Source organism: Vibrio sp. 10N.261.51.C6 (genome assembly GCF_041471785.1).
GTDB classification, from domain to species: Bacteria; Pseudomonadota; Gammaproteobacteria; order Enterobacterales; family Vibrionaceae; genus Vibrio; species Vibrio crassostreae_C.
Genome location: NZ_JBFRPB010000022.1, coordinates 29,508 through 55,339 on the forward strand (window position 1 = coordinate 29,508; position 25,832 = coordinate 55,339).

At 44.9% G+C, this 25,832-nt stretch carries 19 protein-coding genes; 16 read left to right on the plus strand and 3 right to left on the minus strand.

Going from position 1 to position 25,832, the window contains the following annotated elements:
• The first annotated feature begins 16 nt into the window (after nucleotides 1–16).
• The 13 genes from AB4375_RS06425 to tldD all read left to right on the plus strand — a co-directional run bounded on the left by AB4375_RS06425 (nucleotide 17) and on the right by tldD (nucleotide 17,179).
• A complete protein-coding gene (locus AB4375_RS06425) occupies nucleotides 17–508 on the plus strand; it encodes a prepilin-type N-terminal cleavage/methylation domain-containing protein (RefSeq protein WP_372051217.1) in 492 nt (163 codons plus the stop codon).
• Nucleotides 505–1,074 carry a prepilin-type N-terminal cleavage/methylation domain-containing protein gene (locus tag AB4375_RS06430; RefSeq protein ID WP_372051218.1) on the plus strand — a complete coding sequence of 190 codons (570 nt, stop codon included), beginning with the start codon at nucleotides 505–507 and terminating at the stop codon, nucleotides 1,072–1,074. The genes AB4375_RS06425 and AB4375_RS06430 overlap by 4 nt, the downstream gene beginning before the upstream one ends.
• Nucleotides 1,074–1,820, plus strand: coding sequence for a prepilin-type N-terminal cleavage/methylation domain-containing protein (locus AB4375_RS06435; RefSeq protein ID WP_102398236.1), 747 nt, complete (start codon nucleotides 1,074–1,076; stop codon nucleotides 1,818–1,820). Before AB4375_RS06430 ends, AB4375_RS06435 begins: the two co-directional genes overlap by 1 nt.
• Nucleotides 1,810–2,238, plus strand: coding sequence for an MSHA biogenesis protein MshP (locus AB4375_RS06440; protein ID WP_372051219.1), 429 nt, complete (start codon nucleotides 1,810–1,812; stop codon nucleotides 2,236–2,238). The genes AB4375_RS06435 and AB4375_RS06440 overlap by 11 nt, the downstream gene beginning before the upstream one ends.
• Before the next feature lie 2 nt (nucleotides 2,239–2,240).
• Nucleotides 2,241–6,146, plus strand: coding sequence for a DUF6701 domain-containing protein (locus AB4375_RS06445; protein ID WP_372051220.1), 3,906 nt, complete (start codon nucleotides 2,241–2,243; stop codon nucleotides 6,144–6,146).
• Between the two features lie 150 nt (nucleotides 6,147–6,296).
• Nucleotides 6,297–7,340, plus strand: coding sequence for a rod shape-determining protein (locus tag AB4375_RS06450; RefSeq protein WP_017062957.1), 1,044 nt, complete (start codon nucleotides 6,297–6,299; stop codon nucleotides 7,338–7,340).
• Nucleotides 7,341–7,434: 94 nt separating this feature from the next.
• A complete protein-coding gene (gene mreC / locus AB4375_RS06455) occupies nucleotides 7,435–8,322 on the plus strand; it encodes a rod shape-determining protein MreC (protein ID WP_004735927.1) in 888 nt (295 codons plus the stop codon).
• Nucleotides 8,312–8,800, plus strand: coding sequence for a rod shape-determining protein MreD (gene mreD / locus AB4375_RS06460; protein WP_017061361.1), 489 nt, complete (start codon nucleotides 8,312–8,314; stop codon nucleotides 8,798–8,800). Before mreC ends, mreD begins: the two co-directional genes overlap by 11 nt.
• Nucleotides 8,801–8,807: 7 nt before the next feature.
• Nucleotides 8,808–9,431 (plus strand): nucleoside triphosphate pyrophosphatase, encoded by a 624-nt coding sequence (locus AB4375_RS06465; RefSeq protein ID WP_017066953.1) that lies wholly within the window; start codon nucleotides 8,808–8,810, stop codon nucleotides 9,429–9,431.
• 20 nt (nucleotides 9,432–9,451) lie between these two features.
• A complete protein-coding gene (gene rng / locus AB4375_RS06470; protein ID WP_102321214.1) occupies nucleotides 9,452–10,921 on the plus strand; it encodes a ribonuclease G in 1,470 nt (489 codons plus the stop codon).
• A 10-nt stretch (nucleotides 10,922–10,931) separates the two neighbouring features.
• Nucleotides 10,932–14,807, plus strand: coding sequence for a YhdP family protein (locus AB4375_RS06475; protein WP_372051221.1), 3,876 nt, complete (start codon nucleotides 10,932–10,934; stop codon nucleotides 14,805–14,807).
• Between the two features lie 94 nt (nucleotides 14,808–14,901).
• A complete protein-coding gene (locus AB4375_RS06480) occupies nucleotides 14,902–15,714 on the plus strand; it encodes a carbon-nitrogen hydrolase family protein (RefSeq protein WP_017061365.1) in 813 nt (270 codons plus the stop codon).
• Nucleotides 15,715–15,733: 19 nt separating this feature from the next.
• On the plus strand, nucleotides 15,734–17,179 hold the full coding sequence (tldD, locus tag AB4375_RS06485) for a metalloprotease TldD (RefSeq protein WP_017061366.1): 1,446 nt from the start codon (nucleotides 15,734–15,736) through the stop codon (nucleotides 17,177–17,179).
• Between the two features lie 108 nt (nucleotides 17,180–17,287).
• On the opposite strand, the gene AB4375_RS06490 is transcribed toward tldD, so the two are convergent.
• Nucleotides 17,288–18,667 (minus strand): PhoH family protein, encoded by a 1,380-nt coding sequence (locus AB4375_RS06490; RefSeq protein ID WP_017062953.1) that lies wholly within the window; start codon nucleotides 18,665–18,667, stop codon nucleotides 17,288–17,290.
• 466 nt (nucleotides 18,668–19,133) lie between these two features.
• Between AB4375_RS06490 and rapA the strand changes: the two genes are divergently transcribed.
• Nucleotides 19,134–22,043: an RNA polymerase-associated protein RapA gene (rapA, locus tag AB4375_RS06495; RefSeq protein ID WP_372051222.1), complete on the plus strand. Its 2,910-nt coding sequence runs from the start codon at nucleotides 19,134–19,136 to the stop codon at nucleotides 22,041–22,043.
• A 92-nt stretch (nucleotides 22,044–22,135) separates the two neighbouring features.
• On the opposite strand, the gene AB4375_RS06500 is transcribed toward rapA, so the two are convergent.
• On the minus strand, nucleotides 22,136–23,413 hold the full coding sequence (locus tag AB4375_RS06500) for an NRAMP family divalent metal transporter (RefSeq protein ID WP_017061369.1): 1,278 nt from the start codon (nucleotides 23,411–23,413) through the stop codon (nucleotides 22,136–22,138).
• A 158-nt stretch (nucleotides 23,414–23,571) separates the two neighbouring features.
• Here AB4375_RS06500 and rluA point away from each other — a divergent pair, with 158 nt between their 5' ends.
• On the plus strand, nucleotides 23,572–24,306 hold the full coding sequence (gene rluA / locus AB4375_RS06505) for a bifunctional tRNA pseudouridine(32) synthase/23S rRNA pseudouridine(746) synthase RluA (protein ID WP_372051223.1): 735 nt from the start codon (nucleotides 23,572–23,574) through the stop codon (nucleotides 24,304–24,306).
• A 36-nt stretch (nucleotides 24,307–24,342) separates the two neighbouring features.
• A complete protein-coding gene (locus AB4375_RS06510) occupies nucleotides 24,343–25,305 on the plus strand; it encodes a D-2-hydroxyacid dehydrogenase (RefSeq protein WP_372051224.1) in 963 nt (320 codons plus the stop codon).
• An 84-nt stretch (nucleotides 25,306–25,389) separates the two neighbouring features.
• On the opposite strand, the gene AB4375_RS06515 is transcribed toward AB4375_RS06510, so the two are convergent.
• Complete coding sequence (locus AB4375_RS06515) at nucleotides 25,390–25,827, minus strand: universal stress protein (protein WP_004740830.1); 438 nt, start codon at nucleotides 25,825–25,827, stop codon at nucleotides 25,390–25,392.
• Nucleotides 25,828–25,832: the final 5 nt, after the last annotated feature.

Below are 25,832 nucleotides of genomic sequence, written 5' to 3' on the forward strand. Positions count from 1 at the left end.
CAGTTAGAGGCTCATTATGGATAACAGCCCAAAATCCAACGGCTTTACTCTGGTAGAGCTGATCATCGTTATCATTATCCTCGGTATTATTTCAACGTTTGCCGCGAGTCGCTTCGTTGGTACCTCTAGCTATTCCACTTTTACTGCGCAAGAGCAAACCATTTCCGTAATTCGCCAAATCCAAGTCAATCGAATGCAATCGAATGTTTCAGCGGCTAATGACAGTTTTCGCCTTGCTATAAATAGTAACTGTCTAGGCTCTGTCACCGCTTGCAGTTTAAATCTATCGAACAGCGCTCAAAAGTCACAAGCCGATGCGCGTAGTGATTATGTACGTATATCAGATATAACGTTTTCTCCAGCGAATACTGTTATCGACTTTGATTTATTGGGGAACCCTTCAGTAAGTGCTGGGGTGAATATTACGATTAACTCAACCACTTCGAGCAATAGCGCCCAAGTCTGTATTAATTCTCAAGGTTATGTGCGTGAGGGAGCATGTCTATGATTCGCTCACGTGGTTTTACTCTGATTGAAAGTATTGTTGTGATTATCGTTTTGGGTATTGCGATGGTCACGATTACCAGTTTTTTAGCACCACAAGTGGCAAGTTCAGCAGACCCACAGTATCAAAACCGTTCCGTGGCCTTAGGTCAGAGTTTGATGAACCAAATATTGGCACGTGGTTTTGATGAACATAGTGATTTTGATGGTGGTCTGGTGCGTTGTGGGGATACAGGTGCGACTGCTTGTTCTGCCCCTAATGAACTTGGCGTTGATGGCTCAGAAGCAACGCCTGCTGCTTTTAATGATGTCGATGATTATATTGGCTGTTGGTACACCGATACTACTGAATCAGCATGTGTATCACCTATTAAGTACCCACTTGCTAATATCCTAGATGAAAATATCGAAGACAGTTATGCCAATTTCCGTGTTGAGGTCTTGGTGCTTTATGACGAAGACATGGACGGGCTTAACGACAATGTAATTGGAACGATGAAGCGCGTTGAGTTACAGATATTTGGTGGTAACAACCGTTATAGCTTGGTTGCTTACAAGGGGAACTACTAATGAAACAACGTGGTTTTACTTTGATAGAAATGATCGTAACCATTGTTGTGGTTGCCGTCATTGGCCTAGCGATTGCAGGCTTTGTTGAATATGGCATGAAAGGTTATGTCGACACTATCGATAGACAAAAGGTGCAAGTAAAAGGGCAGTTTGTTGTTGAGAAAATGTCGCGAGAGATAAGCCACGCAGTTCCCAATAGCTTCACTGAAGTTCAGACTTTTTTACCTACACTTGCTTTTGATAGAAAGTGTCTTTCATTCTATTCGATCAAATATTCCGGTTTTTATCACTTCGATGAACCAGGCAATCAATTGGACTTCATTGTTGGTCAAGATGCCCCAAGTCTCTCTGTAGGAGATTATCTTATTATAAATCCAAGTAGTTTTAATGATTTGGCAGTGGAGTCCAATAAACGAATTGACGTCTCGGGTGCAGTTCAGAATACCAACTCTTTCAGTGTTACAGCTTTGAGTCTTGTGAGTGAGTCTATTGCAAAACGACACTATATTTATGAAAAAAACAATCATGTCAGCTTCTGTATAGTGAACAATACTATCGAAGGACAAGGTGTCATTGAGCGTAATGGCGTAAGGGTCACAGATAGCGTTAACTATACAAAAAGTAACTTCCGTTACGAAGAGCCAAGCTTACAGCGCGGTGGTGTGATTCATATCGAACTTGTGCTTGAGCAAAACAACGAAATCAGTGTTTATCAACAAGATGTGCAGGTACTCAATGCGCCATAGTAAATCATCTCAACAAGGGAGTGTTTTGGTCGTCGCGGTATTTGTTATCGTGGTGATGGGCTTCCTCGCGACTTCTCTAGTGCAAGTCCAATGGTCCAATCACGATACATTGACCCGTAAGCAACTAGGGACACAGGCTTGGTTGCTAGCACACTCTGCGAATGAGTGGGCACTTACTCAAGTGTACCCTTTGACTGTATCTCCCGCGGTTTCAACAAGTGTTAGTGCAGCGTGTGGTAACTTAAATTCAAATCAAGTGAGCAGTGGGATGTCGACTATCTGTACCGTCGATGAGTTAACTTGCAGTCAGATCGGAGTGTTAGATGGTGTTGGCTTTTTCAAAATAGAATCAACGGCAATCTGTGGCTCGGGGATTAACCAAGTTCAACGTATTCAAGAAGTTTGGGTGAGGGAGTAGTTATGATAAAGCATTTTTCAATATTATTAGTTGCGCTTTTTTTATCTCCATTAGTTCAAGCTAATGTTAATACTAACCCTCAGTTTGAGTTCGGTACGATTCCCGCCGATAAATGTACTATTTCCGGATCAAAAGTAGAGTGTGTAATTGAGTTTGAAAAAACCTATGATTCAGCGCCTTTGGTGTTTGTTATGTCAACGGTTAATGCGACCCGCTCAAACTTTAATAGTAAAACGACAGAATACCCTTCTGATCTCCGTGTTTGGTCTATTTCATCGAGTCAGGCAACGATAAAGCAGCTACTTCCACCCCATGATGCGGCGTGTGTTCGCTTGAAGCAGAATAATGAAGGGCAGTGGCGATGTAGCACCAATGCCAGCGATCCTTTAGTGGAGTACGTTGATGCTCCAATGGAAAATATCGATTATTTGGTCATTGAACCTGGCGTACTGGAGTTTGATAGTGGGGCGAAGTTAGTCGCAGGAACAGTTGATTATAACCGTACTTATTCAAATGTTGGTGGTGGGTCTAATAATAGTAAGTTGGTGCAATTCAGTGATTTTGGCTTGTCATCCAACTTTAGCTCTTCTCCGGGCGTTTTAGTACAGATTCAAAGCTTGAGCAATATGCAAGGTAGCGCTCCTGTTTGGTTAACCCCAATAGCTCTAAACCCGACAACAAATGCATTTAATCTAGTCCTTGATCGTTCAGAAGTTTCATCTAATGCTCAGCTTACTAGTAATGAACAAGTTGCTTTTGTCGCAGGGCTAGGAGAAGGGTTTATAAATGGGCAGAAATTTTGGCTTGGCCAAGGGTCAACATCAAATACGCTGAATATCGATGATAGGGTTATCAAACCAATCACAGAAGGTTGTCAGCTTGTACAAGATTTTTCAGCTTCTGGTTTTTCGGGTATCCCTACATTACTCGCGTCAAAGCGTACACGTAATGGTAACAATGGCGGCTGGTTGAGGCGCTGTTCAGTATCGAAAACTGGTGTTGCTTTAATCAACGAAGAAGACATGACTCAAGATTATGAACGTGCGCATGTTGTAGAGCCCTATTCGTACTTTTTATTTGATAAGCCGCCAACGAGTGAAATTTGTCAGTTATTCCCTTCACCAGCTCAAACATGGAAAAATAACGAGAATACTTATATTTTGTTGGATACATCGGAGGGGATAGAAGGAGCGTTAGTATCAAATGGAAAGAGGTATATAGGGTTTCCTCAAAATACGATAACAGGAAATAAGAAGGAGAGCGCTTGTGATAGTACGGAGTGTTATGGTGAAGAAGGATTGTTGGTTAATAAGCAAGAACTAGAAAGCTTCCAATCTCCTGATAATGGACTGGAGACTGTAAATGTATGGCAGGATGATGCAGAATTTTCTAATAATGAATCAATAGGAAGTTTGAGTGTTGGAAAAGGCTCTGTAACATTTTATAGCGGCACATACTGGGTCGGTAGTTTGGATATTAATAACGCAGGGAGAGTCATTATCCCTGACGGAGAAAAAGTTATTATTCACATAGGAAAAGTGAATTTAAGTAATAATGATTCATTTTTCGGTGAAGAAGGTGATGGGCAACTAGTAGTTTTTATCCACGCATTGCAAAACTCTACTGTTAACTTTGCCAACCGGAGTGAGTTTAGAGGTCTTTTATATAGCGAAGTCGATGTCATTATGAGCAACCAGTCAACGGTCTATGGTGCAGTTACTGCTAAGGCTATTAGCCTGAGGAATACTTCTAAGATTATTGCGACTGACAATCATTGTTTTCAACCTTCGGATGACTATGAAATTGATATTTCCCCAGCAACCGATTTAGCTTTGATGTGTGGCGACGACTCCCCTCAATTTACCATTAATACCTCTAATAATGGTGTGGCGGGAAGCCTAGGTGTTACGGTGAGTATTACGCCAGACGCTGATGAATTCGACGTTTCTGTACTGCAAGAACAAGGTTCAGGTACTTACCCTAATTATGTTTCAAATGACGATGGTGAATTAACTTTAAAAGTTGTCGCTAAAGATACTGCCAATATTGATTTTGATACAGGTTATAAGCTAACGGCGACATTAGTCGATGATTCTGGTAAAGAGGTTGAAAGCCAGTTCAAGTTCGTACCATTTAAATTCTCTTTAGTGGAAGGCAATACTCCAACCAATCATCTTAACGTTATTGCAGGGCAGGCCACACCGACAGTAACTAAAGTTTTAGCATGCGATTCTGGTGACTCAATTGTTGTTGCTGAAAACTATGTAGGTGAAGCTGATGATGAAATTACTATTTCCCACGAGCTTGATAGTTCTTGGAGTGGTTCCGATGGTTCTTTGGTTTATTTACCTGAATTTGAAGAAGGCAGCGCCTCAACAGACTTAACTATCTCTGAGTCAGGGCTTTTCAACGTCACTTTAAAAGACAATAGTTTTGATTGTACTGGTTTCGCTGGTTGTCCCGAAGATGGGAATTATGATGTAGAGGGAAGTTTCTCGGTCTACTCTCGCCCTTGGAAATTTGCGATTTGTACAGGCAGCAATTCTGATGGTAACAGCAGTGGTGGGAATGCGTTTGTTGCTGCGGGGGAAGAGTTTGACGTGTTTGCTAAACCAATTAGATTCTCGAGTAACGCTAACCCTTCGTGTAACAATAGCTTAGTAACACAAAACTATTTGCTGTCCTCTGGTGCTGTCGTTGCAACTCATACTCTGGATACTCCTAGCAATAATGGTGCAGTGCTTGGTAGCTTAGAGCCTGGTAGCCAATTGACTCAGTCTAGTTCCGATATTAGTCTTGATGATAATGGTTATAAATTCAAAAGTTTAAATTATTCAGAAGTTGGTAGTATAAATTTTGAAGTGACCGAAGACTCGAGCAGCTTTTATGGCAAGATTCTTGGCGGATTTTCTGGAAACAAGAATATAGGTCGTTTTTATCCTGATTACTTAACACTTATTAGTAACAGTTGGAACTATTCTAGCGGTCACGATAGTTTTGCTTATATGGCACAGGGTATTTCTTTCAATTTTATCGTTGAAGCCCGCAATCGAGATAACGAACCAGTGACTAACTATGGTCTATTTGCGGATTCATTAAAGGCATCGATTAAGCATGTAGCGATAAACGAAGAAGATGGTGCAGTTTTAAATACAAGGGTTTGGTTATCAGGAGAAAAGGATGCGGACCACATTAGTTGGGGAGAAGATGATTGGTCTTCGGCTCGTTTAACAATTGAAAATTTTGATTATGAATTCTTAAGGTTAGCTAGTGAAGATGGCCCGTACGATGACACTACTAGTGAATTTGGGGTGTGGGTCAGTGATAAAGTTGATGGTGTAGATTTACAATTTCTAGACTTAGACAATACTAATACAGATTATACCAATGGTACAAAGTTTAATGCTCAACCGGATTTTAGATATGGAAGGATGTCTCTCAAAGATGTAGGAGGTAATCAAGGTAGTAGTATCCAAGTTCCATTAGAAGTTCAGTATTGGTCTGGAAGTAAATTTGAGATTAATTCAGATGACAGTGGAAGCCAGTTTAATGGTAGTGATTACTGTGTAACTAAAATTTGGCATGATTCAGAGGTTACAGATGCCAAATTAACTAGCGATACAGATGATAATGGAAGTGATGATATTGTCTCAGTATTGAAGGGGGTATCAAGTAACCTTATTGCTAAGCAAGATACTAGTCGTCGTGAGCAAGTCAGGTTGTTTTTAAGGCAGGGTAGTTCACCAAGTGGAGTTACTTGTTTTGGAAGTAAGGGAACTCAACCTTGGCTACAGTATAACTGGAGAGGCTTAGGCGATGAAGATCCCTCCACCGTCGTCACATTTGGTATCTACCGTGGTAACGATCGTGTGATCTACCGAGGTGAAAGTGGCTTAACAGGTCAGTAATAATATAATTTTTGCCCCTTAAGTTAGGAATCTGTAAGAAATTGCGGGTTTCAGTCCATGTTTGCACTTCAATGCCTTGCCGTAACAGCAAGGCATTGGTACATTTAGTGCAATTTTTGTCTTCTAATTCTTGCAGGATGAGCGAAGAATATGTTTAAAAAACTTCGTGGCATGTTTTCAAACGACCTATCGATTGATTTAGGTACAGCCAATACCCTTATTTATGTAAAAGGCCAAGGCATTGTTCTTGATGAGCCTTCAGTTGTCGCTATTCGCCAAGATCGTGCGGGTTCTGCAAAGAGTGTCGCTGCTGTTGGCCACGCTGCTAAGCAAATGCTTGGTCGTACGCCTGGTAACATCTCAGCGATCCGTCCAATGAAAGACGGTGTAATTGCCGACTTTTACGTAACGGAAAAAATGCTTCAGCACTTCATCAAACAAGTGCATGACAACAGTGTGCTTAAACCAAGTCCTCGTGTTTTGGTTTGTGTACCTTGTGGTTCAACACAGGTTGAGCGTCGTGCTATCCGTGAATCAGCGTTAGGTGCTGGTGCTCGTGAGGTTTACCTAATCGATGAGCCTATGGCTGCTGCGATTGGTGCTGGCCTACGTGTCTCTGAGCCAACAGGTTCAATGGTTGTTGATATCGGTGGTGGTACTACTGAAGTTGCGGTTATCTCACTGAACGGTGTGGTTTACTCGTCTTCTGTTCGCATTGGTGGTGACCGTTTTGATGAAGCGATCATCAACTACGTTCGTCGTAACTACGGCAGCTTGATCGGTGAAGCGACAGCAGAGAAGATCAAACACGAAATCGGTTCAGCTTACCCTGGCGATGAAGTCGAAGAGATCGAAGTACGTGGTCGTAACCTTGCTGAAGGTGTGCCTCGTAGCTTTAGCCTAAACTCAAACGAAATCCTTGAAGCACTTCAAGAGCCTCTATCTGGCATCGTATCTGCAGTGATGGTTGCACTTGAACAGTGTCCACCAGAGCTGGCTTCTGATATCTCAGAAAACGGTATGGTACTAACGGGTGGTGGTGCACTGCTTAAAGACCTTGATCGTCTGTTAACAGAAGAAACAGGTATCCCTGTTGTTGTTGCAGAAGAGCCATTAACGTGTGTTGCTCTAGGTGGCGGTAAAGCTCTAGAGATGATCGACATGCACGGCGGCGATCTGTTCAGCGAAGAATAATATCTAGTGTTAGGCTCTTTTCTTATCTAGTTTTATGTAAAGAGCCTAGGACCTTGTCTATAGGATCAAATGTAGCTCTAGGACCAAATATAGAATGAAGCCAATTTTTGGTAGAGGTCCCTCTCTACAATTGCGCCTGTTTTTTGCTGTAATTTTATCAGCCAGCCTTATGCTGGCTGATAGTCGTTTAGATGCTTTCTCAAATGTTCGCTATCTATTAAACAGCATGGTTGCGCCTATTCAATATGCAGCCAACTTGCCTCGCACTATGTTCGATGGTGTTTACGACCGTTTTAGCACTCGCAAAGGGTTAATTGAATCTAACCATAATATTAAACGAGAAGTCTTGCGTCTGAAGAGCGAGCTGATTCTGCTTGAGCAATATCAAGAAGAAAACAAGCGCCTTCGTAAGCTGTTAGGCTCGCCGTTTATCCGTGATGAGAAGAAAGTCGTCACAGAAGTTATGGCGGTAGACACTTCACCATATCGCCATCAAGTCGTGATCGACAAAGGTCAGATTGATGGGGTGTATGAAGGTCAGCCGGTGATCAACGAAAAAGGCATTGTCGGCCAAGTCACTTTCGTTGCTGCTCATAATAGTCGTGTATTACTACTCACTGATGCAAACAATGCGATTCCTGTTCAGGTTATTCGTAATGACATCCGTGTGATTGCTTCGGGCAATGGCATGATTGATGAGATCCAGCTAGAGCACATTCCAACCAGTACCGATATACAAGAAGAAGATCTGTTGGTGACATCAGGTCTTGGTGGGGTATATCCAGAAGGTTATCCAGTCGCCTATGTTACGGCCGTTGATTACGACCCGAAACGTGAGTTCGCTGTGATTAAAGCAGAGCCTGTGGTTGAGTTCGATAAGCTCAGATACCTGCTGCTTGTATGGCCTGATGAAAACAAACAGATGCAAGCGGATCAATCGAGCATAGAACAAGCATTGTTAGAGGGCGAAGATGGCCAATAGCGTTTTGAGAAGCAAGGTAGTAATTTTCTGCTCATTTTTAATAGCACTGATTCTGCAGACGATCCCTTGGCCTGGTAGCTTAGATTTATTTAGACCATCTTGGTTACTGCTGGTTACGTGTTACTGGGTTTTGGCTCTACCGCATCGTGTTAACGTGGGTAGTGCTTTGATTTTAGGCTTATTGTGGGACCTTTTGATCGGCTCTACTCTGGGTATTCGAGGCATGATGATGGCAATAGTGATGTACATTATTGCGATGAACTTCCTCGTCATTCGTAACATGGCGTTATGGCAGCAAGCGATGATCATTGCCGCGTTAACGGTCTTGTTTGAGGTGTTGATCTTCTTTGGTGAATATTTGATTCAAGATGTTGTTTTCAATCCGTTATCGTTATGGAGCGCATTGATAAACTGTATACTTTGGCCTTGGATGTTTTTATTAATGAGACGCGTGCGTCGCCATTGGCATGTGAGGTAGCGTGACGATGGAAAAGAAACATTTAGTTTTGGCATCCGGCTCTCCACGCCGCAAAGAATTGCTATCTCAACTCGGTTATGAGTTTTCTGTCCTCGTAACCGATGTTGAAGAGTGTAAACACGCTCAAGAAACCGCCGAAGAATATGTTAAGCGACTATCTTTAGATAAAGCTTTAGCTGCGTTGTCTTTATTGAAAGATAACCCTTCTGAAAGGCAGCATGTCGTTCCTAGTTCTGATACTGTAGATCATGGCTCTGATATAGTCGTTCTTGGTTCTGACACAGTCGTCGTAAGCCAAGGGCAAGTGCTTGAGAAACCCACCGATTTTGCTGACTCTAAGCGCATGCTTACTCAGTTAGCGAATGAACGTCACCAAGTCATGACGGCGGTTTCTGTGGTTTCAGAAGAAAAACAAAGAACAGAAATCATTATTACCGACGTATGGTTTAAACCCCTCAGTGAAAAAGAAATAGAACAATACTGGCAAACAGGGGAGCCATGCGATAAAGCCGGTAGCTATGGGATCCAAGGTTTGGGCGGACGCTTTGTCACCCGAATCGAAGGTAGTTATTACGCCGTTGTCGGCTTACCTTTATTTGAAACGGACCAGCTACTGCAAGAATTCTTATAATTACTAACCTGAGGTGCACCATGAGTGCTGAATTGTTGCTGAACGTGACCCCGAGTGAAACTCGTGTGGCCATGATTGAAGGGGGGGCTCTTCAAGAGATCCATGTCGAACGAGATGCTCGACGCGGTATCGTAGGAAATATCTATAAAGGACGTGTAAGCCGTGTTCTTCCTGGAATGCAGGCAGCTTTTGTGGATATAGGCCTTGAGAAAGCAGCTTTTTTACACGCCTCTGATATTGTCCCACACACTGAATGTGTCGCTGAAAACGAAAAGAAGCAATTTCAGGTTCGTGATATTTCGGAGCTTGTTCGCCAAGGGCAAGATATTGTGGTGCAAGTGGTCAAAGACCCTCTTGGTACTAAAGGTGCCCGCTTAACCACTGATATCACTCTACCGTCTCGCTATCTGGTATTTATGCCGGGCGCAAGTCATGTTGGTGTATCTCAACGTATCGACAGCGAGTCTGAACGTAACCGTCTTAAAAAAGTCGTGTCTCGTTACTGTGACGAACACGGTGGCTTCATCATCCGCACAGCAGCAGAAGGTGCAGATTCAAATGAGTTGGCACAAGATGCCGCATTCTTGAAGCGATTATGGCTAAAAGTATTAGAGCGTCGTGGTAAGCACAAGGCGCGTACTCGTTTGTATGGTGAGCTTTGCTTAAGCCAACGTATCTTACGTGACTTCGTCGGTACTGAGCTGAGCAAGATTCAGGTCGATTCTCGTCTAGAATATGAAAACCTAAAAGAGTTTACCTCTGAATACGTGCCTGAGCTGACAGACAAGCTTGAGCTGTATGAAGGTGATAAGCCTATCTTTGATATGTACGATACCGAGAACGAAATTCAGCGTTCATTGGATCGTAAAGTCGAATTAAAGTCTGGTGGATATCTGATTATCGACCAAACTGAAGCGATGACCACGGTTGATATCAACACTGGCGCGTTTGTTGGTCGTCGTAATCTAGAAGAGACGATTTTCAACACCAACGTAGAAGCGACTCAAGCGATTGCTCGCCAGCTACGTCTGCGTAACCTAGGTGGCATCATCATTATCGACTTTATTGATATGTTGTCAGAGGAACATCGTAAGCGAGTACTAACTTCTTTAGAGGCTGCGCTCGACAAAGACCGTGTGAAAACCAATATTAATGGCTTCACGCAGCTTGGGTTGGTTGAGATGACTCGTAAACGTACTCGTGAAAGTATTGAGCATATCCTATGTTCGAGCTGTCCTGCTTGTGAAGGCCGCGGCAGTGTGAAGACAGTTGAAACCGTTTGTTATGAAATTCTTCGAGAGATCACGCGAGTGAATCGTGCGTACGACGCCGATAAATTTGTGGTCTATGCGGCAGCTGCCGTAGCTGAGGCGTTAGAGGGCGATGAATCTCATGCGCTTGCGGAGCTTGAAGTCTTTATTGGTAAGCTAGTTAAAATCCAGGCTGAGCCTCTGTACATACAAGAGCAGTTTGATGTTGTTATGATGTAATGGAAATTTTGTGAGCTCAAGCGTTACTCTGATTCTACGTGCATGTTTATGGTTAGTGGTTACTCTCTTAGTAACGCTAGCCATTGCCGTTACTACACTGCGTGTAGCCTTGCCCAATTTAAACAAGTATCAATCTGAAATTGAGCTTTGGGTAAACCAACACTCCGGTTTTGATTTTTCGATTCAAGATGTGGGCGGTTTTTGGCGTAACACTCACCCCTCTATTGCTCTGCAAGGCGTTAAAGCTAGCCTCCCCAATGCAGAAGATGTGACCTTCTCTGTTGAGCGTGTTGAAGTCGAGTTTGACTTGATTCAATCGCTCGTGCAGATGCGCCCGGTTGTGGCCGATCTAGTCATGAATCAAATGTATCTTGATATCCGCTCAATTGATCTGTTTGCCGGACAAAATGGCAAAGACGAACCTACAGATCCCGAGTCTTCCAAGCGAGTGATACAAGAGCTCGATAATTTACTGCTAAAAACACTCGTCGATGTAACTGCAAAAGATTCTTCTATTCTTTATCACTCTGTTTCGGGTGAAGAACGTCAGCTCGATATAGAAACCTTAAAATGGCAAAATTCAGACAAACATCACCTTGCTGAAGGTGTGGTGAGTATCAAAGATGCCAATCTAAACTCTCTGTCAGTGAGTGCTAACTTTATTGATGGTGGGTCACTGACTGATGTGACTGGTGAGTTTTATGTCAGTGCCGACAGCATTTCTGTTAAGCCATGGCTTACGCATTATATGCAGGCGGAATCCGGCATTGAAACGGGTACTGTGAGCTTGAATAGCTGGCTTGCGCTGCGAAATAGCAAGCCAGTGAGCGCTTATGTTGAGGTTTTACCCTCAGAACTGGCGTGGAACGAAGATGGCGAGCATGACCTCATGCTTGAGTCCGGTGTCTTTAAGTTGTCGCCGACTGATGATGGTTGGCAAGTAAATGGTCACTCACTAAACCTTAGAACGGATGACACACCTTGGCCGGAACTCGACGTAGCGTTCAAGTGGAATCAAGGTCCATGGCAACTCAACATTTCTGAGCTGGATATTGCGACTATTACTCCGTTGATTAAGCTGCTGCCTGACTCTGAACAATCAACCAAAATGATTAACGTATTGGCACCGGGCGGCTCTGTTTCTGATATCCGTGTTTCCATGGGTTCGGGAATTGACAGTTTACGTTATTCAGCCAGTTTTTCTGATCTTGCTATCGAGCAGTGGGAACTAGTCCCAGGCTTTAGCCAAGTGTCTGGTAGTGTGTTTGGTTCGGCCTCGGAAGCGAAAGCTAGCCTGCATGTTATTGACGATGTGTTCCCTTATGGTGACGTATTCCAAGCGCCTTTGAATATCAAACAAGGTCAGGTTGATATTGTTTGGCAGCAAGATGAAAACGGCTGGAAGCTGTGGTCAGACAAAATCACAGCTGCCACCCCCGATTTACAAGTACTAGGCGCATTCCGCTTAGACTTCCCAAAAGATGCGAGCCCGTTTTTATCCTTCTACGGCGAAGCGGACGCTTACAATGTCGGTGAAACATGGCGCTACTTACCTACACTGGCTCTTGGGCAAGATCTAACAGACTACCTTTCAACTGCGATTCAAGCCGGTAAAGCGGATACCGTAAAACTGTTGTGGCATGGTGATTTGTCTCAATACCCATACACTAACCACGATGGTATTTTCCAGGTTTGGGTTGGCTTAGAAGATGCGAAATTCAGCTTTGATACCGCGTGGCCACTGATTACTGATCTTCAGCTTGATCTGTTGTTTGAAAATGATGCGATGCATCTGGATTCTCGCTCAGCTCAACTGATGGATGTGACGGCAGATCGAATCACAGGACGCATTCCTTATTTAGGGGAAGGCGGCCATATTGAAATTGAAGCTAAAGCGACGGCGTCTGGCAACGCAGTACGCGATTACATGACGTCTTCGCCACTGGTGGGCTCGGTAGGCGCAGCCTTAACCGCACTTCAAGTGAGTGGTGATGTCTCTTCTGAGTTCCAGCTGAATATTCCGTTTGATTCTGAAAAAGAAGCAAGAGCATGGGGTTACGCCGACTTAAGTGGCAACCATGTTGAGATTGAAGCGCCGCCAATGGTGCTCGAGAACACCACGGGTCGAATTGAATTTGATAATGACGTAGTGACGGCAAATGGCCTCGCTGCGGATCTGCTTAACCAAGGTATCTCGCTTGATTTTAAGGGCCTTAATGATGGTCCTGGCTATGCAGTTGATATTGATGTGTTAGGTGATTGGGACGTCAAGCCTCTAGAACCTTACATCGGTGAGCAATGGTTAAGCCGCTTATCAGGTCATGCGCAATGGCAAAGCCAGATTGATATCCAGCTGAATGATATCGGCTTTACCTACCAACTAGACTTACAGTCAGACCTAAAATACTTGGCGAGTGATTACCCATATCCATTGGCGAAAAAATCACTAGAAAGTGGCTCTGCAAGGCTACAGGCATCGGGTAACCAAGAGACGATTACCGCGCGCCTGCAATTGCCAAACACCAAGTACCAAGCTGAGATTGATATCACAGGCGACGTGCCTGAGTTAACGGCGACCAACTTAGTGCTTGGTCGCGGTGGCTACAAAATTAGTCCGGTGGTGGGCCATCACGCCCTGATTCGTACAGACAAATTCAATGCCGATGATTGGTTATCGGTTGTAATGGAACCGGTAAAGCCTTCAACGGCTGTACTTAGTCAAATGAACACGCCAACCATACCTGCGCCAAGCCGTATTACCTTTGAGAGTAAAGAGCTGATCTTGGGTGGTATCTCTTGGAATGACGTCGATTTTAGTGCTAGTAAGAACAAACAGGCGTGGCAAATGGAAGTGTCTAGCCAAGAGCTAGAAGGGGATATTAACTACCTGCCTCCTTATGATTTGACAGTTTCACTGGATCGTCTGCATCTGTTTGTTCCTGAGTGGAGTGATAAGAACAACCAAGATCAGCAACTGCTGCAACGTAAAGAACAAGCTGCGCCATTGATATCCAAATTGGATAGAGAGATCCACGATGCGATGCCAAACCTGACCCTGACGCTGAACGACTTTTGGCTGCAAGGCTACAAGGTGGGTAAGGTCGATGTTGAAATGACGAGGAACGAAGATCGTATCGAGTGGAACAAAATCCAGGTGCGAAGCGGCGGTAACAAAGCGGATGTGAGTGGCTGGTGGGAACTGCAAGGTGACAAGAGTCATTCATCGTTAACCGTTGATGTTGAAGGTGAAAACAACAGCGAGCTCATGGAGCGCTTTGGTATTACTTCCGGGATTCAAAAAGCGCCATTCGCGTTGGAAGGTCAACTAAATTGGGATGGTTCGCCTTGGGGAATCAAAATGGATACCCTTGATGGCAACGTTAAAACCAAGTTTGGTAAAGGCATTATCTCGGATGTGAGCGGCGCAGCTCGATTACTTGGCCTGTTTAGCCTAGATTCGATCATCCGTAAGATGCAGCTTGATTTCTCAGATGTGTTTGATAAAGGTATGGCCTTCAACAGCATCACCGGAACGGGCGAGATTCAAAATGGTATCTTCCTGACCAATGATCTGAACATGGATGCGGTCGCAGGTGAGATGAAAATCAAAGGTATCGCTAACCTCAACACGCGTCAGGTTGATGCTGAGGTGAACTTTACCCCAGATATTACCTCGGGTATTCCCGTATTAACGGCCTTTGCGGTAACCCCTCAAACAGCGCTGTACGTATTGGCGGTGACCACGGTTATCTCGCCAGTTGTGGAAGTCTTTACCCAAGTAAATTATTCGGTGAAAGGACCATTGGATTCACCAACGGTGAGCGAACTTTCTCGTAGCTCTGGCGAGTTTCATCTGCCAGAGAAGCTGAGAAAATTAGCCGAATAGGCCTTAAATTAGCCGAAAAGACCTTATGCCCGAGTCAGCGAATATACGGTGAAATGCTGATTTCTGAATCATAATGAATGGAGGAGCGATACACATGGATTGTGTTGGGTTGATTCAAATGACATCTGGCCCCAGCCCTGAATTGAACTTTGAGTACCTTGCTCAAGAAGTTGCAAAGTGCAAAGAGTTGGGGGCTAAGTGGGTTGTTTGCCCTGAAAACGCGTTAGTTTTTGGCAGTAAAGCTGACTATCACCAGTGTGCTGAGCCTTTTAATGATGGCCCACTGCAAAAGAAAATCTCTGAGCTAGCAAAGCTTCACAGAATTTGGATCGTCATTGGCAGTATGCCGATAAGCACAACTAACGGAGTGACGACCACCACCTTGGTGATTGATGATTTTGGTTGCCTCGTTGCTCATTACGACAAGCTACACATGTTTGATGTGGATGTCGCTGACGCCCATAAGTGCTATCGAGAGTCGGATATTTTCACTCCGGGCAACCAAGTTGTGACAGCGGAAACGCCTTTTGGTCGCTTAGGTTTGAGTATTTGTTATGATGTGCGCTTTCCACACTTGTATTCAGAGTTACGTAAGCAAGGGGCACAAATCATTGTGGTGCCTGCGGCTTTTACAGCGGTAACGGGTCAAGCGCACTGGGAAGTACTATTAAGATGCCGCGCGGTTGAAACACAGTCGTGGATTGTCGCGGTAGGTCAAGGCGGAAAACACCCTTGCCAAAGAGAGACATGGGGACACTCAATGGTGGTTGATCCATGGGGACGAGTGGTCGCACAGTTAGACCAAGATCCTAAAAGTATGGTGGTTGAGATAGACACATCCAGTTGCGAGTCCATTAGGCAAAATATGCCCATCGCGCAACACTCTCGATTTACCAATCAATTTTAATTACAAACAAGAGCCATCTATGAGCATTAATCAAATTGAAGAAGCGCTACTGAACCCGACAGGGCTTACGGAGCAAAATATCGCAGATACATTGGCGAGTATTGCTACCCGCCAAATTGATTATGCTGATATCTACTTTCAGTCAAGCTGGCACGAATCTTTAGTGCTAGAAGACAGCATTATTAAAGACGGCTCTTTCAATATCGATTGCGGTGTTGGCGTTCGTGCAGTATCTGGTGAAAAGACTGGTTTTGCTTACTCTGACCAAATCCAATTGGATGGTCTTAAGCAGAGCGCAATTGCGGCTCGTGGTATTGCTAAACAAGGTCAAAACGGCAAGGTTCAAGCGTTCAAACGCAACTCTAATCAAGCTTACTATGATGCAGTTAACCCGCTTGCGAGTTGGGAAAAACAGCAGAAAACAGAATTACTAAAATCATTAGATGCTTACATTCGCACTAAAGAGCCGATGGTGACTGAAGTATCGGTGAGTTTAAGTGGTGTGCATGAGCAGATGCTGGTTGCTGCGACTGATGGCACTTACGCTGGTGATATTCGTCCGCTGGTTCGCTTGTCTATTAGCGTACTTGCACAGAAGGGTGATCGTCGTGAGCGTGGTAGCGCTGGTGGTGGTGGCCGTTTTGGTTACGACTTCTTCTTAAGTGATGACAAAGGCACTCAAGTTGCTTACCAATTTGCGGATGAAGCGATTCGCCAAGCATTAGTTAACCTTGAAGCAGTGGCTGCGCCTGCTGGTGCCATGCCTGTGGTTCTTGGTTCTGGTTGGCCGGGCGTTCTGCTGCATGAAGCGGTAGGCCACGGTTTAGAAGGCGACTTCAACCGTAAAGAGTCGTCAGTATTCTCCGGCAAAGTTGGTGAGCAAGTAACTTCAAGCCTATGTACGATTGTCGATGACGGTACATTAACGGATCTACGCGGTTCATTGAACGTCGATGATGAAGGTGTTAACGGTCAGTACAATACGTTAATCGAAAACGGCATCCTAAAAGGTTACATGCAAGATAAGCTGAACGCTCGTCTAATGGGTGTAGCACCGACAGGTAATGGTCGTCGTGAGTCATACGCGCATCTTCCAATGCCACGTATGACGAATACATACATGCTACCGGGCGAACACACACCGGAAGAGATCATCGCGACGGTTGAGAAAGGTATCTACGCACCGAACTTCGGTGGCGGTCAGGTCGATATCACATCAGGTAAGTTTGTATTCTCAGCGTCTGAAGCGTACATGATTGAAAACGGTAAGATCACTCACCCAGTGAAAGGCGCGACGCTAATCGGTTCTGGTATCGAAGCGATGCAGCAGGTGTCTATGGTGGGTAACGACCTAAGCATCGACCGTGGTGTGGGTGTGTGTGGTAAGGCTGGTCAAAGTGTGCCAGTGGGTGTTGGTCAACCAACATTGAAACTAGACTCGCTAACCGTTGGTGGTACTGAGTAATTCAGACTAACCTCTGCCGACTTACTTCAAAATATTAAATTGAAAAGCGCCTCCAATGTGAGGCGCTTTTTGTTTTTAGATTACTGATTCAGTGAGCGTATAGAGTCACTACATGTTCTCTTCCGCAAACTCAGCTAGTCGGCTACGCACCACACCATTGAGGTGGATGTTGGCACTGCCTTCGAAGTTTTTAAAACGCTCAACCATGTAGGTTAAGCCTGAAGTCACAGGGGTTAGGTAAGAAGAATCTATCTGCGCTAAGTTACCTGAGCAGACGATCTTAGTACCTTCACCACAACGGGTGATGATGGTTTTTATCTGTGATGCAGTCAGGTTCTGACACTCATCGAGAAGCACAAACGCATTTTGGATGGAACGGCCGCGCATGAAGTTGATCGATTTGAACTGGATATTGGCTTTGTCACAGATGTACTTCATCGAGCCTTCTGTGCAGTGGTCGTTCTTGTGCAGCGCTTCCAGTGTATCGGTCACTGCGGCTAACCAAGGCAACATTTTCTCTTCCTCTGTACCCGGAAGGAAACCTATCGACTCACCAATATCAGGGGTGTTGCGGGTTACGATGATCTTATCGAATTGCTTACGTTCAATGGTTTGTTCAAGTGCAGCAGCCATAGCAAGCAGTGTCTTACCACTACCTGCGGCGCCAGTGAGAATCACAAGATCAATATCAGGGTCGAGCAGCGCATCAATCGCCATGCCTTGATAGACGTTCTTTGGTGTGATGTCCCATGCTCTGCGATTCATCAATCTTTCGCGGCTGAGGTCTCTCAGGGTAATGCTTTCCGGCTCAATCTCCTCGACTCGAGCGGCAAAGTCACTTTCTTCGTCAATTACATATTGGTTGAGGAAGGTTGGCTCGAACGGCGCTCTTGCTAAGGTGTGCAGCGTCTTGCCGCCTAAACTTCTGCTCTCGACATTATCGATACCATCCCAAAATGAGCCTTCCAGTTGTTGGAAGCCTTTGGTGAGGTATTGGATATCATCAATCAGTTGGTCAGTTTGATAGTCTTCAACAAAACGTACACCGGCGCCTTTTGCTCGTAAACGCATATTGATGTCTTTGGTGATGAGAACCACTTCGCGTGGTGCGCGTTTATTTTGAAGATAGAGGACAGCGTTGAGGATTCGGTTATCGCCCGCCTTGTCATCGGCAAAGGCTTTGATGCTTTCTTGAAGTTCGTAGTCAGCGAGTATTGAAATACTGCCAGATGCATTTATGTCTTTAGAAAAAGGGATGCCTTCCGATATTTGGTCTGGTGTGGCTTCCCTGAACAGGTCTTCGAGCGTTCGAATCGCAATTCTCGCATCTCGAGCAACGTCTCTTTTACTGTCTTTGATTCTGTCGAGTTCTTCTAGCACTGTCATGGGGATAACGACATCGTGCTCTTGGAAAGAAAATATAGCGAAGGGTTCGTGAAGTAGGATATTGGTGTCTAAAACAAATAGCTTCCGGTTGGTCTCGCCCATAGCATCTCCTTGCCGACGTGCGGCTTGCCTTGCATTCATTGAACGTAGATAAAGCTCATATAAAGATTAGTATCTGATTCTGGTGATAGTCAACTACTCACCTAAACTTCATCTAGAGGAACAGCACCATATCGTTACGAGTGAATATGGTGTATTCGTTTGAGAGCAGCAATCTGCTACCTATAGATTAACCATGAATTTTTGACAGTTTGATTGCACTGGCGAAAACAGAAAAAAAGCATGAAATCATCTCCTTTAGGCGTGACCTAAATCACAGCATCGAGTAAGATTAGCGACCTTTTTCTGCACCATTTTCTCGAGATATTTATTATTGAGAGCGCACTTAAAAAGTGGCTGCAAACTAGACATTTTTGGCTATATTTTTAGTTCAGGAGCGATAATGTTCTTGTTTAAAACTGCAGTTAAGAAGACCAAATTCCAACTATAAGATTGAGGTAGTCGATTCATGACATTTGCTTTGGGGCAACGCTGGATAAGCGATACGGAGAGCGATTTAGGTTTAGGTACCGTTGTAGCAATGGATGCTCGCACAGTGACACTAATGTTTGCAGCGTCAGAAGAAAACCGTGTTTATGCACGTACTGATGCTCCCGTAACCCGAGTAACGTTTAATGTAGGCGATGTCATCGAATGCCAAGAAGGTTGGTCTCTGTCTGTCGAAGAAGTTATCGAAGACAAAGGGCTGCTAACCTACTTAGGTACTCGCGAAGATACCCAAGAAACAGAAGTCACTCTGCGTGAAATCTTCTTAAGCAACCAGATCCGCTTTAACAAGCCACAAGATAAGCTATACGCAGGTCAAATCGACCGTATGGATAACTTTGTGTTGCGTTACCGTGCGCTAAGCAACCAGTACCAACAACACAAGAGCCCGATGCGTGGCTTGTGTGGTATGCGTGCTGGCTTGATCCCTCATCAGCTATACATCGCTCATGAAGTGGGTCGTCGTCACGCTCCGCGCGTTTTACTGGCTGATGAAGTGGGCCTAGGTAAAACCATCGAAGCGGGCATGATCATCCACCAACAGGTGCTGTCTGGCCGTGCTGAACGCATTCTGATTGTGGTTCCTGAAACTCTACAACACCAATGGTTAGTAGAGATGATGCGCCGTTTCAACCTGCATTTTTCTATCTTCGATGAAGAGCGTTGTATTGAAGCGTTTGCTGAATCAGACAACCCGTTTGATACCCAGCAGTACGTTCTGTGTTCTTTGGACTTCCTACGTAAGAGCCGTAAGCGCTACGAGCAAGCACTTGAAGGCGAGTGGGACTTGTTGGTTGTCGATGAAGCGCACCACCTTGAGTGGAGCCAAGACAAACCAAGCCGTGAATACCAAGTGGTTGAAGGCTTAGCGGAAAATACGTCTGGTGTGCTACTACTAACAGCAACGCCTGAACAGCTTGGTCGTGAGAGCCACTTTGCACGTCTGCGTCTGCTTGATCCTGATCGCTTCTACGATTACGAAGCATTCGTTGAAGAAGAAGACCAATACGCACCGGTTGCTGATGCAGTAACGGCTCTGTTCTCTGGAGTGAAGCTTGAAAACAGCGCGAAGAACCAGATTACGGAACTGCTTTCTGAGCAAGATGTTGAGCCTCTATTCCGCGTTATCGAAGGTGATAGCAGCGAAGAAGAGCAAGCGTTAGCTCGCCAAGAATTGATTGATAACCTTATGGATCGCCATGGTACTGGCCGTGTTCTTTTCAGAAACACACGTGCTGCAATCAAAGGCTTCCCTAAGCGTAATGTAAACCTACTGCCGATGGAGATTCCAACGCAGTACACAACCTCAATGCGTGTATCTGGCATGATCGGTGGCAAAATGGCTCCCGAAGCTCGTGCAATGAAGATGCTGTATCCAGAAGAGATCTTCCAAGAGTTTGAAGGTGAAGATTCAAGCTGGTGGCAGTTCGACTCACGCGTTAACTGGTTGATTGAAAAGATCCAAGACAAGCGCAGCGAGAAAATCCTAGTGATCGCATCACGTGCAAGTACGGCGCTTCAATTAGAGCAAGCACTGCGTGAGCGTGAAGGTGTGCGTGCAACCGTATTCCACGAAGGCATGTCGATCCTTGAACGTGATAAAGCTGCGGCTTACTTTGCTCAAGAAGAGGGCGGCGCTCAGGTTCTTATCTGTAGTGAAATCGGCTCTGAAGGTCGTAACTTCCAGTTCGCTAACCAACTTGTGATGTTTGATCTACCATTCAACCCAGACTTGCTTGAGCAACGTATTGGCCGTTTGGACCGTATCGGTCAGCTGCGTGATATCGACATTCATGTTCCTTACCTAAAAGGCACATCACAGGCGATCCTTGCGCGTTGGTTCGATGAAGGTCTGAATGCATTTGCGGAAACTTGTCCAACGGGTCGCACGGTTTACGATAAGTACTCAGATGTTCTTATCGAGATGCTGGCTTCTGGTAACACTGAGCAACTTGATGAAGTGATTGAAGAGTCTGCCAAGCTAAATCAAAGCCTGAAATCAGATCTAGAAAAAGGCCGTGATCGCCTATTAGAAATGCACTCAAACGGCGGCGACAAAGCGCATGAAATTGCAGAGAAGATTGCCTCGACTGACGGCGACACTAACCTAGTAACGTTTGCACTAAGCCTGTTCGATACGATTGGCTTGAACCAAGACGACAAGGGTGAGAATGCTCTGGTTGTAACGCCGTCTGAGCACATGATGGTGCCAAGCTACCCAGGCTTACCATACGAAGGCGCAACCATCACGTTTGATCGTGATACTGCGCTTTCTCGTGAAGACATGAACTTCATTAGCTGGGAACACCCAATGATTCAGGGCGGTATCGATCTGCTACTGAGTGAAGGTGTTGGTGCATCAGCGGTATCACTACTGAAAAACAAAGCGCTGCCAGTGGGTACTATCCTGCTTGAGCTGGTTTACCTTGTGGATGCGCAAGCGCCGAAACGCAGCGGTATCAGCCAGTTCTTGCCTAAGACGCCAATTCGTTTGATGATGGATGGCCGTGGTAATGACTTATCAGCTCAGGTTGAGTTCGACAGCTTTAACCGTCAATTAAGCCCTGTAAACCGTCACCTAGCGAGCAAGCTAGTTAACTCGGTACAAGGTGAAATTCACAAGCTAATCGAAGCGGGTGAGACGCACGTACTTCCTAAAGTGGAAGAAGTGCGTGAACAAGCTCAACGAGATATGCACAATAACCTGAACGGTGAATTAGAGCGTCTACAAGCGCTTAAAGCCGTGAATCCTAATATTCGTGATGAAGAGCTAGAGGTAATCGAAGCTCAAATCAATGAACTGACCGGTTACATCAGCAAAGCTCAGGTTCAGCTAGATTCATTACGCTTGATTGTGGTTTCTCACAACTAGTTTTGAATTAGCGAAATGCTTCAACGAAATAAGGCCTTCATTATGAAGGCCTTATTTGTATCTGTAGCTTAATTAACAATTCAAGTAACTGGTTACATTAACCACTTCCACCAAACAAATACCGCTAGGAAACCAAATAGGTAAACAAGACCTGCTACAGACAACCATTTTAGTTTGCTGCCAATGGCTAGCGCTTCTGGAAGCTTAGCTTTGTTGACCAAGATGAAATTAAGCAGAGCGAAGAATGGCGTTGTTGCAAACGCGAGTACCATTGCGAAATCGAGCATAGGCATCAGTGCTGCGCTAAAGAACATCACAATCGCGAGTGCCGCGATAGAGACAATGATTATCCAGCCTTGCAGCATTCTTGGGCTTGAATCTTTTTTGAATAATAGACGTTGTGATTCAGCAAGCACGCGTGAGTAGCCATCGATAACGGTAATGGTGCTACCAAAGATACAGAAGAAAGCGATAAGAGCGATTAACGGGCGAGACCATTCACCAATTGTCGAAGCGTAGATGCCGACCAATTGATGAGTAAAGCCAACACCGGAGCGAGACAGTTCAACTCCCGAACCGTGAAGTACTAGCGCGCCTAACGCAACGAATACTAAAGCAAGCAGCGCCGTACCAATGTAGCCAACGTTAAAGTCGAACAGCGCTGATTGTGCGGTCACTTCCTGCTTCTCTTTTTGGCTTTTTAGCCACATAGAGGTGATGCTTGATATTTCGATAGGCGCAGGCATCCAACCCATGGTCACCACGATAAAACCAATAGCAGCCAATGACCAAGGCGACGGTGGAACAAAAGCAGCATCAGGTTCGACTGGAGAGCCGATAGCAATGGCGACTGCAGCTAAGGTTGTGATGGTTAAGATCGCCATGATCGCTTTAGATAGTGTATCTAGAGCACGATAATGGCCAGCAAACAGAATGATCAAACAGGTCGCTAAAACGATCATGCACAAGGTGCTAGTGGCTAAATCGAAAGGAACAAAGTAACTGAGTAGGCTTGCACTGAATAATAGCAGGGCAGCGGTATTCACGACCGCAGATATGGCACTCAAGATCGAAAAGATCACAAGGTATGGGCGGCCTAGGTTAGAGTAACCTTCCACCAAGCTTTGACCCGTTCCTAGCGTGTATTGGATGCCGGCTCTGAAGAATGGATATTTAAATACGTTAACGAGGATAATGAGAGCGGCAAGCTGCCAACCATAAATCGCACCCGCCTTGGTTGAGGCGACTAAGTGAGAACCACCTACAGCCGCTGCGGCCATCATAATGCCTGGGCCAAGAGACTTAATTAAACTTGATAGGGGAGCTGAGGTTGGTGTTTTTGTGTTGGTGGTTTTAACCGTACTGTCCATCGTTTTTCCTTTGATGCTGACTTCTTATTATCTGTTACCCTATCAATACCATGTTTTGTAAAGCCGTCAACTTTTATGTACGAAAATATTGAAAATTGTATTTATTTATAAACGAATCAACCGTGAATTATTTGTTCACTAGCAATTAAGAGGCTTCAATGGCGTTAGAACAGTACACACCACCACGTGAACCGTGGATTGATATTGTTTATCAAGATGACGATATTCTTGTGGTGAACAAGCCTGCAGGCCTGCTTTCTGTTCCGGGTAGGTTACCTGAGCATTACGACAGTATGTGGAGTCGCTTGGTTGTCGAATTTCCAGAGATTCAAGTCGTGCATCGATTAGACATGTCGACATCGGGCTTGATGCTGCTCGCTAAACACAAACAAGCTGAGCGTCATTTGAAGAAGCAATTTCAATATCGACTGACACACAAACTCTATTACGCCCGAGTATGGGGTTCAGTAGAAGAAGCTGAAGGTTTGATTGACCTCCCTCTTATTTGCGATTGGCCAAACCGGCCGAAGCAGAAAGTGTGTTTCGAGGATGGTAAATCATCTCAGACTCGCTATGTGGTTGAGCAAGAAGAGGTAAAAACGACCTTATTGAAGCTACTGCCTATCACGGGACGATCTCATCAGTTGCGAGTGCACTGCATGGAGGTGGGGAATCCTATTGTGGGTGATGAGTTTTATGCAACGCCAGATGCATTTATCTATAGCGAGAGGTTAGCTCTGCACGCGTGTGAACTCAGTTTTTATCACCCGGCCAATGATCAGTTATTCAAAGCCTTTGTTCCGTGTGACTTTTATCCTCAAGCATCGCCACAAATCGAACAGCACTTTGAAATTGCGTCTGAGCTTCCAGACTACAGTAAGCTAAAAGCTTAGAATGGACTGATTCATAGATCTAACCAAGGAAGAAGAATGCCAACGCTGAAAGTTGTGTTTCTCGATAGAGCGACTATCCCATCTCAAATTCATTTAAAGCCTCTGAGCTTTGAGCATGAATGGGTAGAGTATGATTTCACAGCTCCTGAGCAAGTATCAGAGCGAGTTGAAGAAGCTGATGTGGTGATCACTAACAAGGTAGTGCTCAATGAGTCGAATCTCGCTGGTGCGAAAAAACTCAAGTTGATCGCGGTTTCAGCGACCGGTGTCAATAATGTCGATGTGGAATACTGCAAATCTAAAAACATTGCAGTGACAAACGTACAAGGTTATGCGACTCAATCGGTTCCTGAACATGTCATCGCAATGCTGTTTGCACTTAAACGAAACCTTGTTGGTTATCACAAAGACATTGAGGCAGGTGAGTGGCAAAAGGACAAGCAGTTCTGCTTCTTTACTCATCCGATTCAAGATGTGGCTGGCAGCACACTGGGGTTGATGGGGAGTGGCAGCTTAGGTCAAGCCACCGCAATGTTAGCCAAAGCGATTGGTATGAAGGTGATGTTTGCCGAGCGAAAAGGAGCAGAGTCTTGTCGAGAAGGGTATCTACCTTTTGATACGGTATTGAAGCAAGCGGATGCGATCAGTCTACATTGCCCATTGACTGACGCGACCCAAAATCTGATTTCAGAGCGAGAGCTCACAATGATGAAATCGAGCGCGGTATTAATTAATGCCGGGCGCGGAGGTCTAGTAGATGAACAAGCCCTAGTTGAGGCTTTGAAAAAACATGAGATTGCAGGCGCTGGTATGGATGTGTTTACACAAGAGCCAGCCGACAACTCAAATCCACTATTGGCTAATAGCCACTTACCGATCTTATTACTCACTCCACATGTGGCGTGGGGCAGCGACAGCTCGATTCAAAAACTGTCTGATATCTTAATCGATAATATTGATGGGTTTGTTGAGGGTAATCCGCAGAACTTAGTGAGTTGATTAAAGAATTAAATTGCGTGAACGCAAAACAAAAAAGGTTGGCCTGTAGGCCAACCTTTTTAGATTGTGTGTCGATTAAATGACTTAACCTTGCGGTTTAACCACCAATACATTGATTGGTGAGTTCTGTACTACTTTGCTTGCAACCGAGCCAAGTACCACTTTGTCGATTTTTGAACGCTTATGGCTAGGCATCACGATAAGGTCGGCGCCAAGCTTTTCTGCGTAATCAAGAATCGTCGCGTAGGTTTTACCCTCAGCAACATGAACTTTGTAAACCACTTCATCGTCGATGTGTTTGTCGGCAAACTCTTTCAGCTGATTTTTAACATCAAGCTTCATTTGGTTCGCTGCATCTTTCGGGAAGTAAGACGCCACCATCGACATGTGAATGCCTGGTAGTACGTTCAGAATGTGGATTTCAGCATTGCTGTGTTTTGCGTGCCATACCGCCAGTTCGACTGCCTTATCAGAAAAGCCTTTGTCATTAAGATCAACAGGAACAAGGATTTGTTTATACATGTATT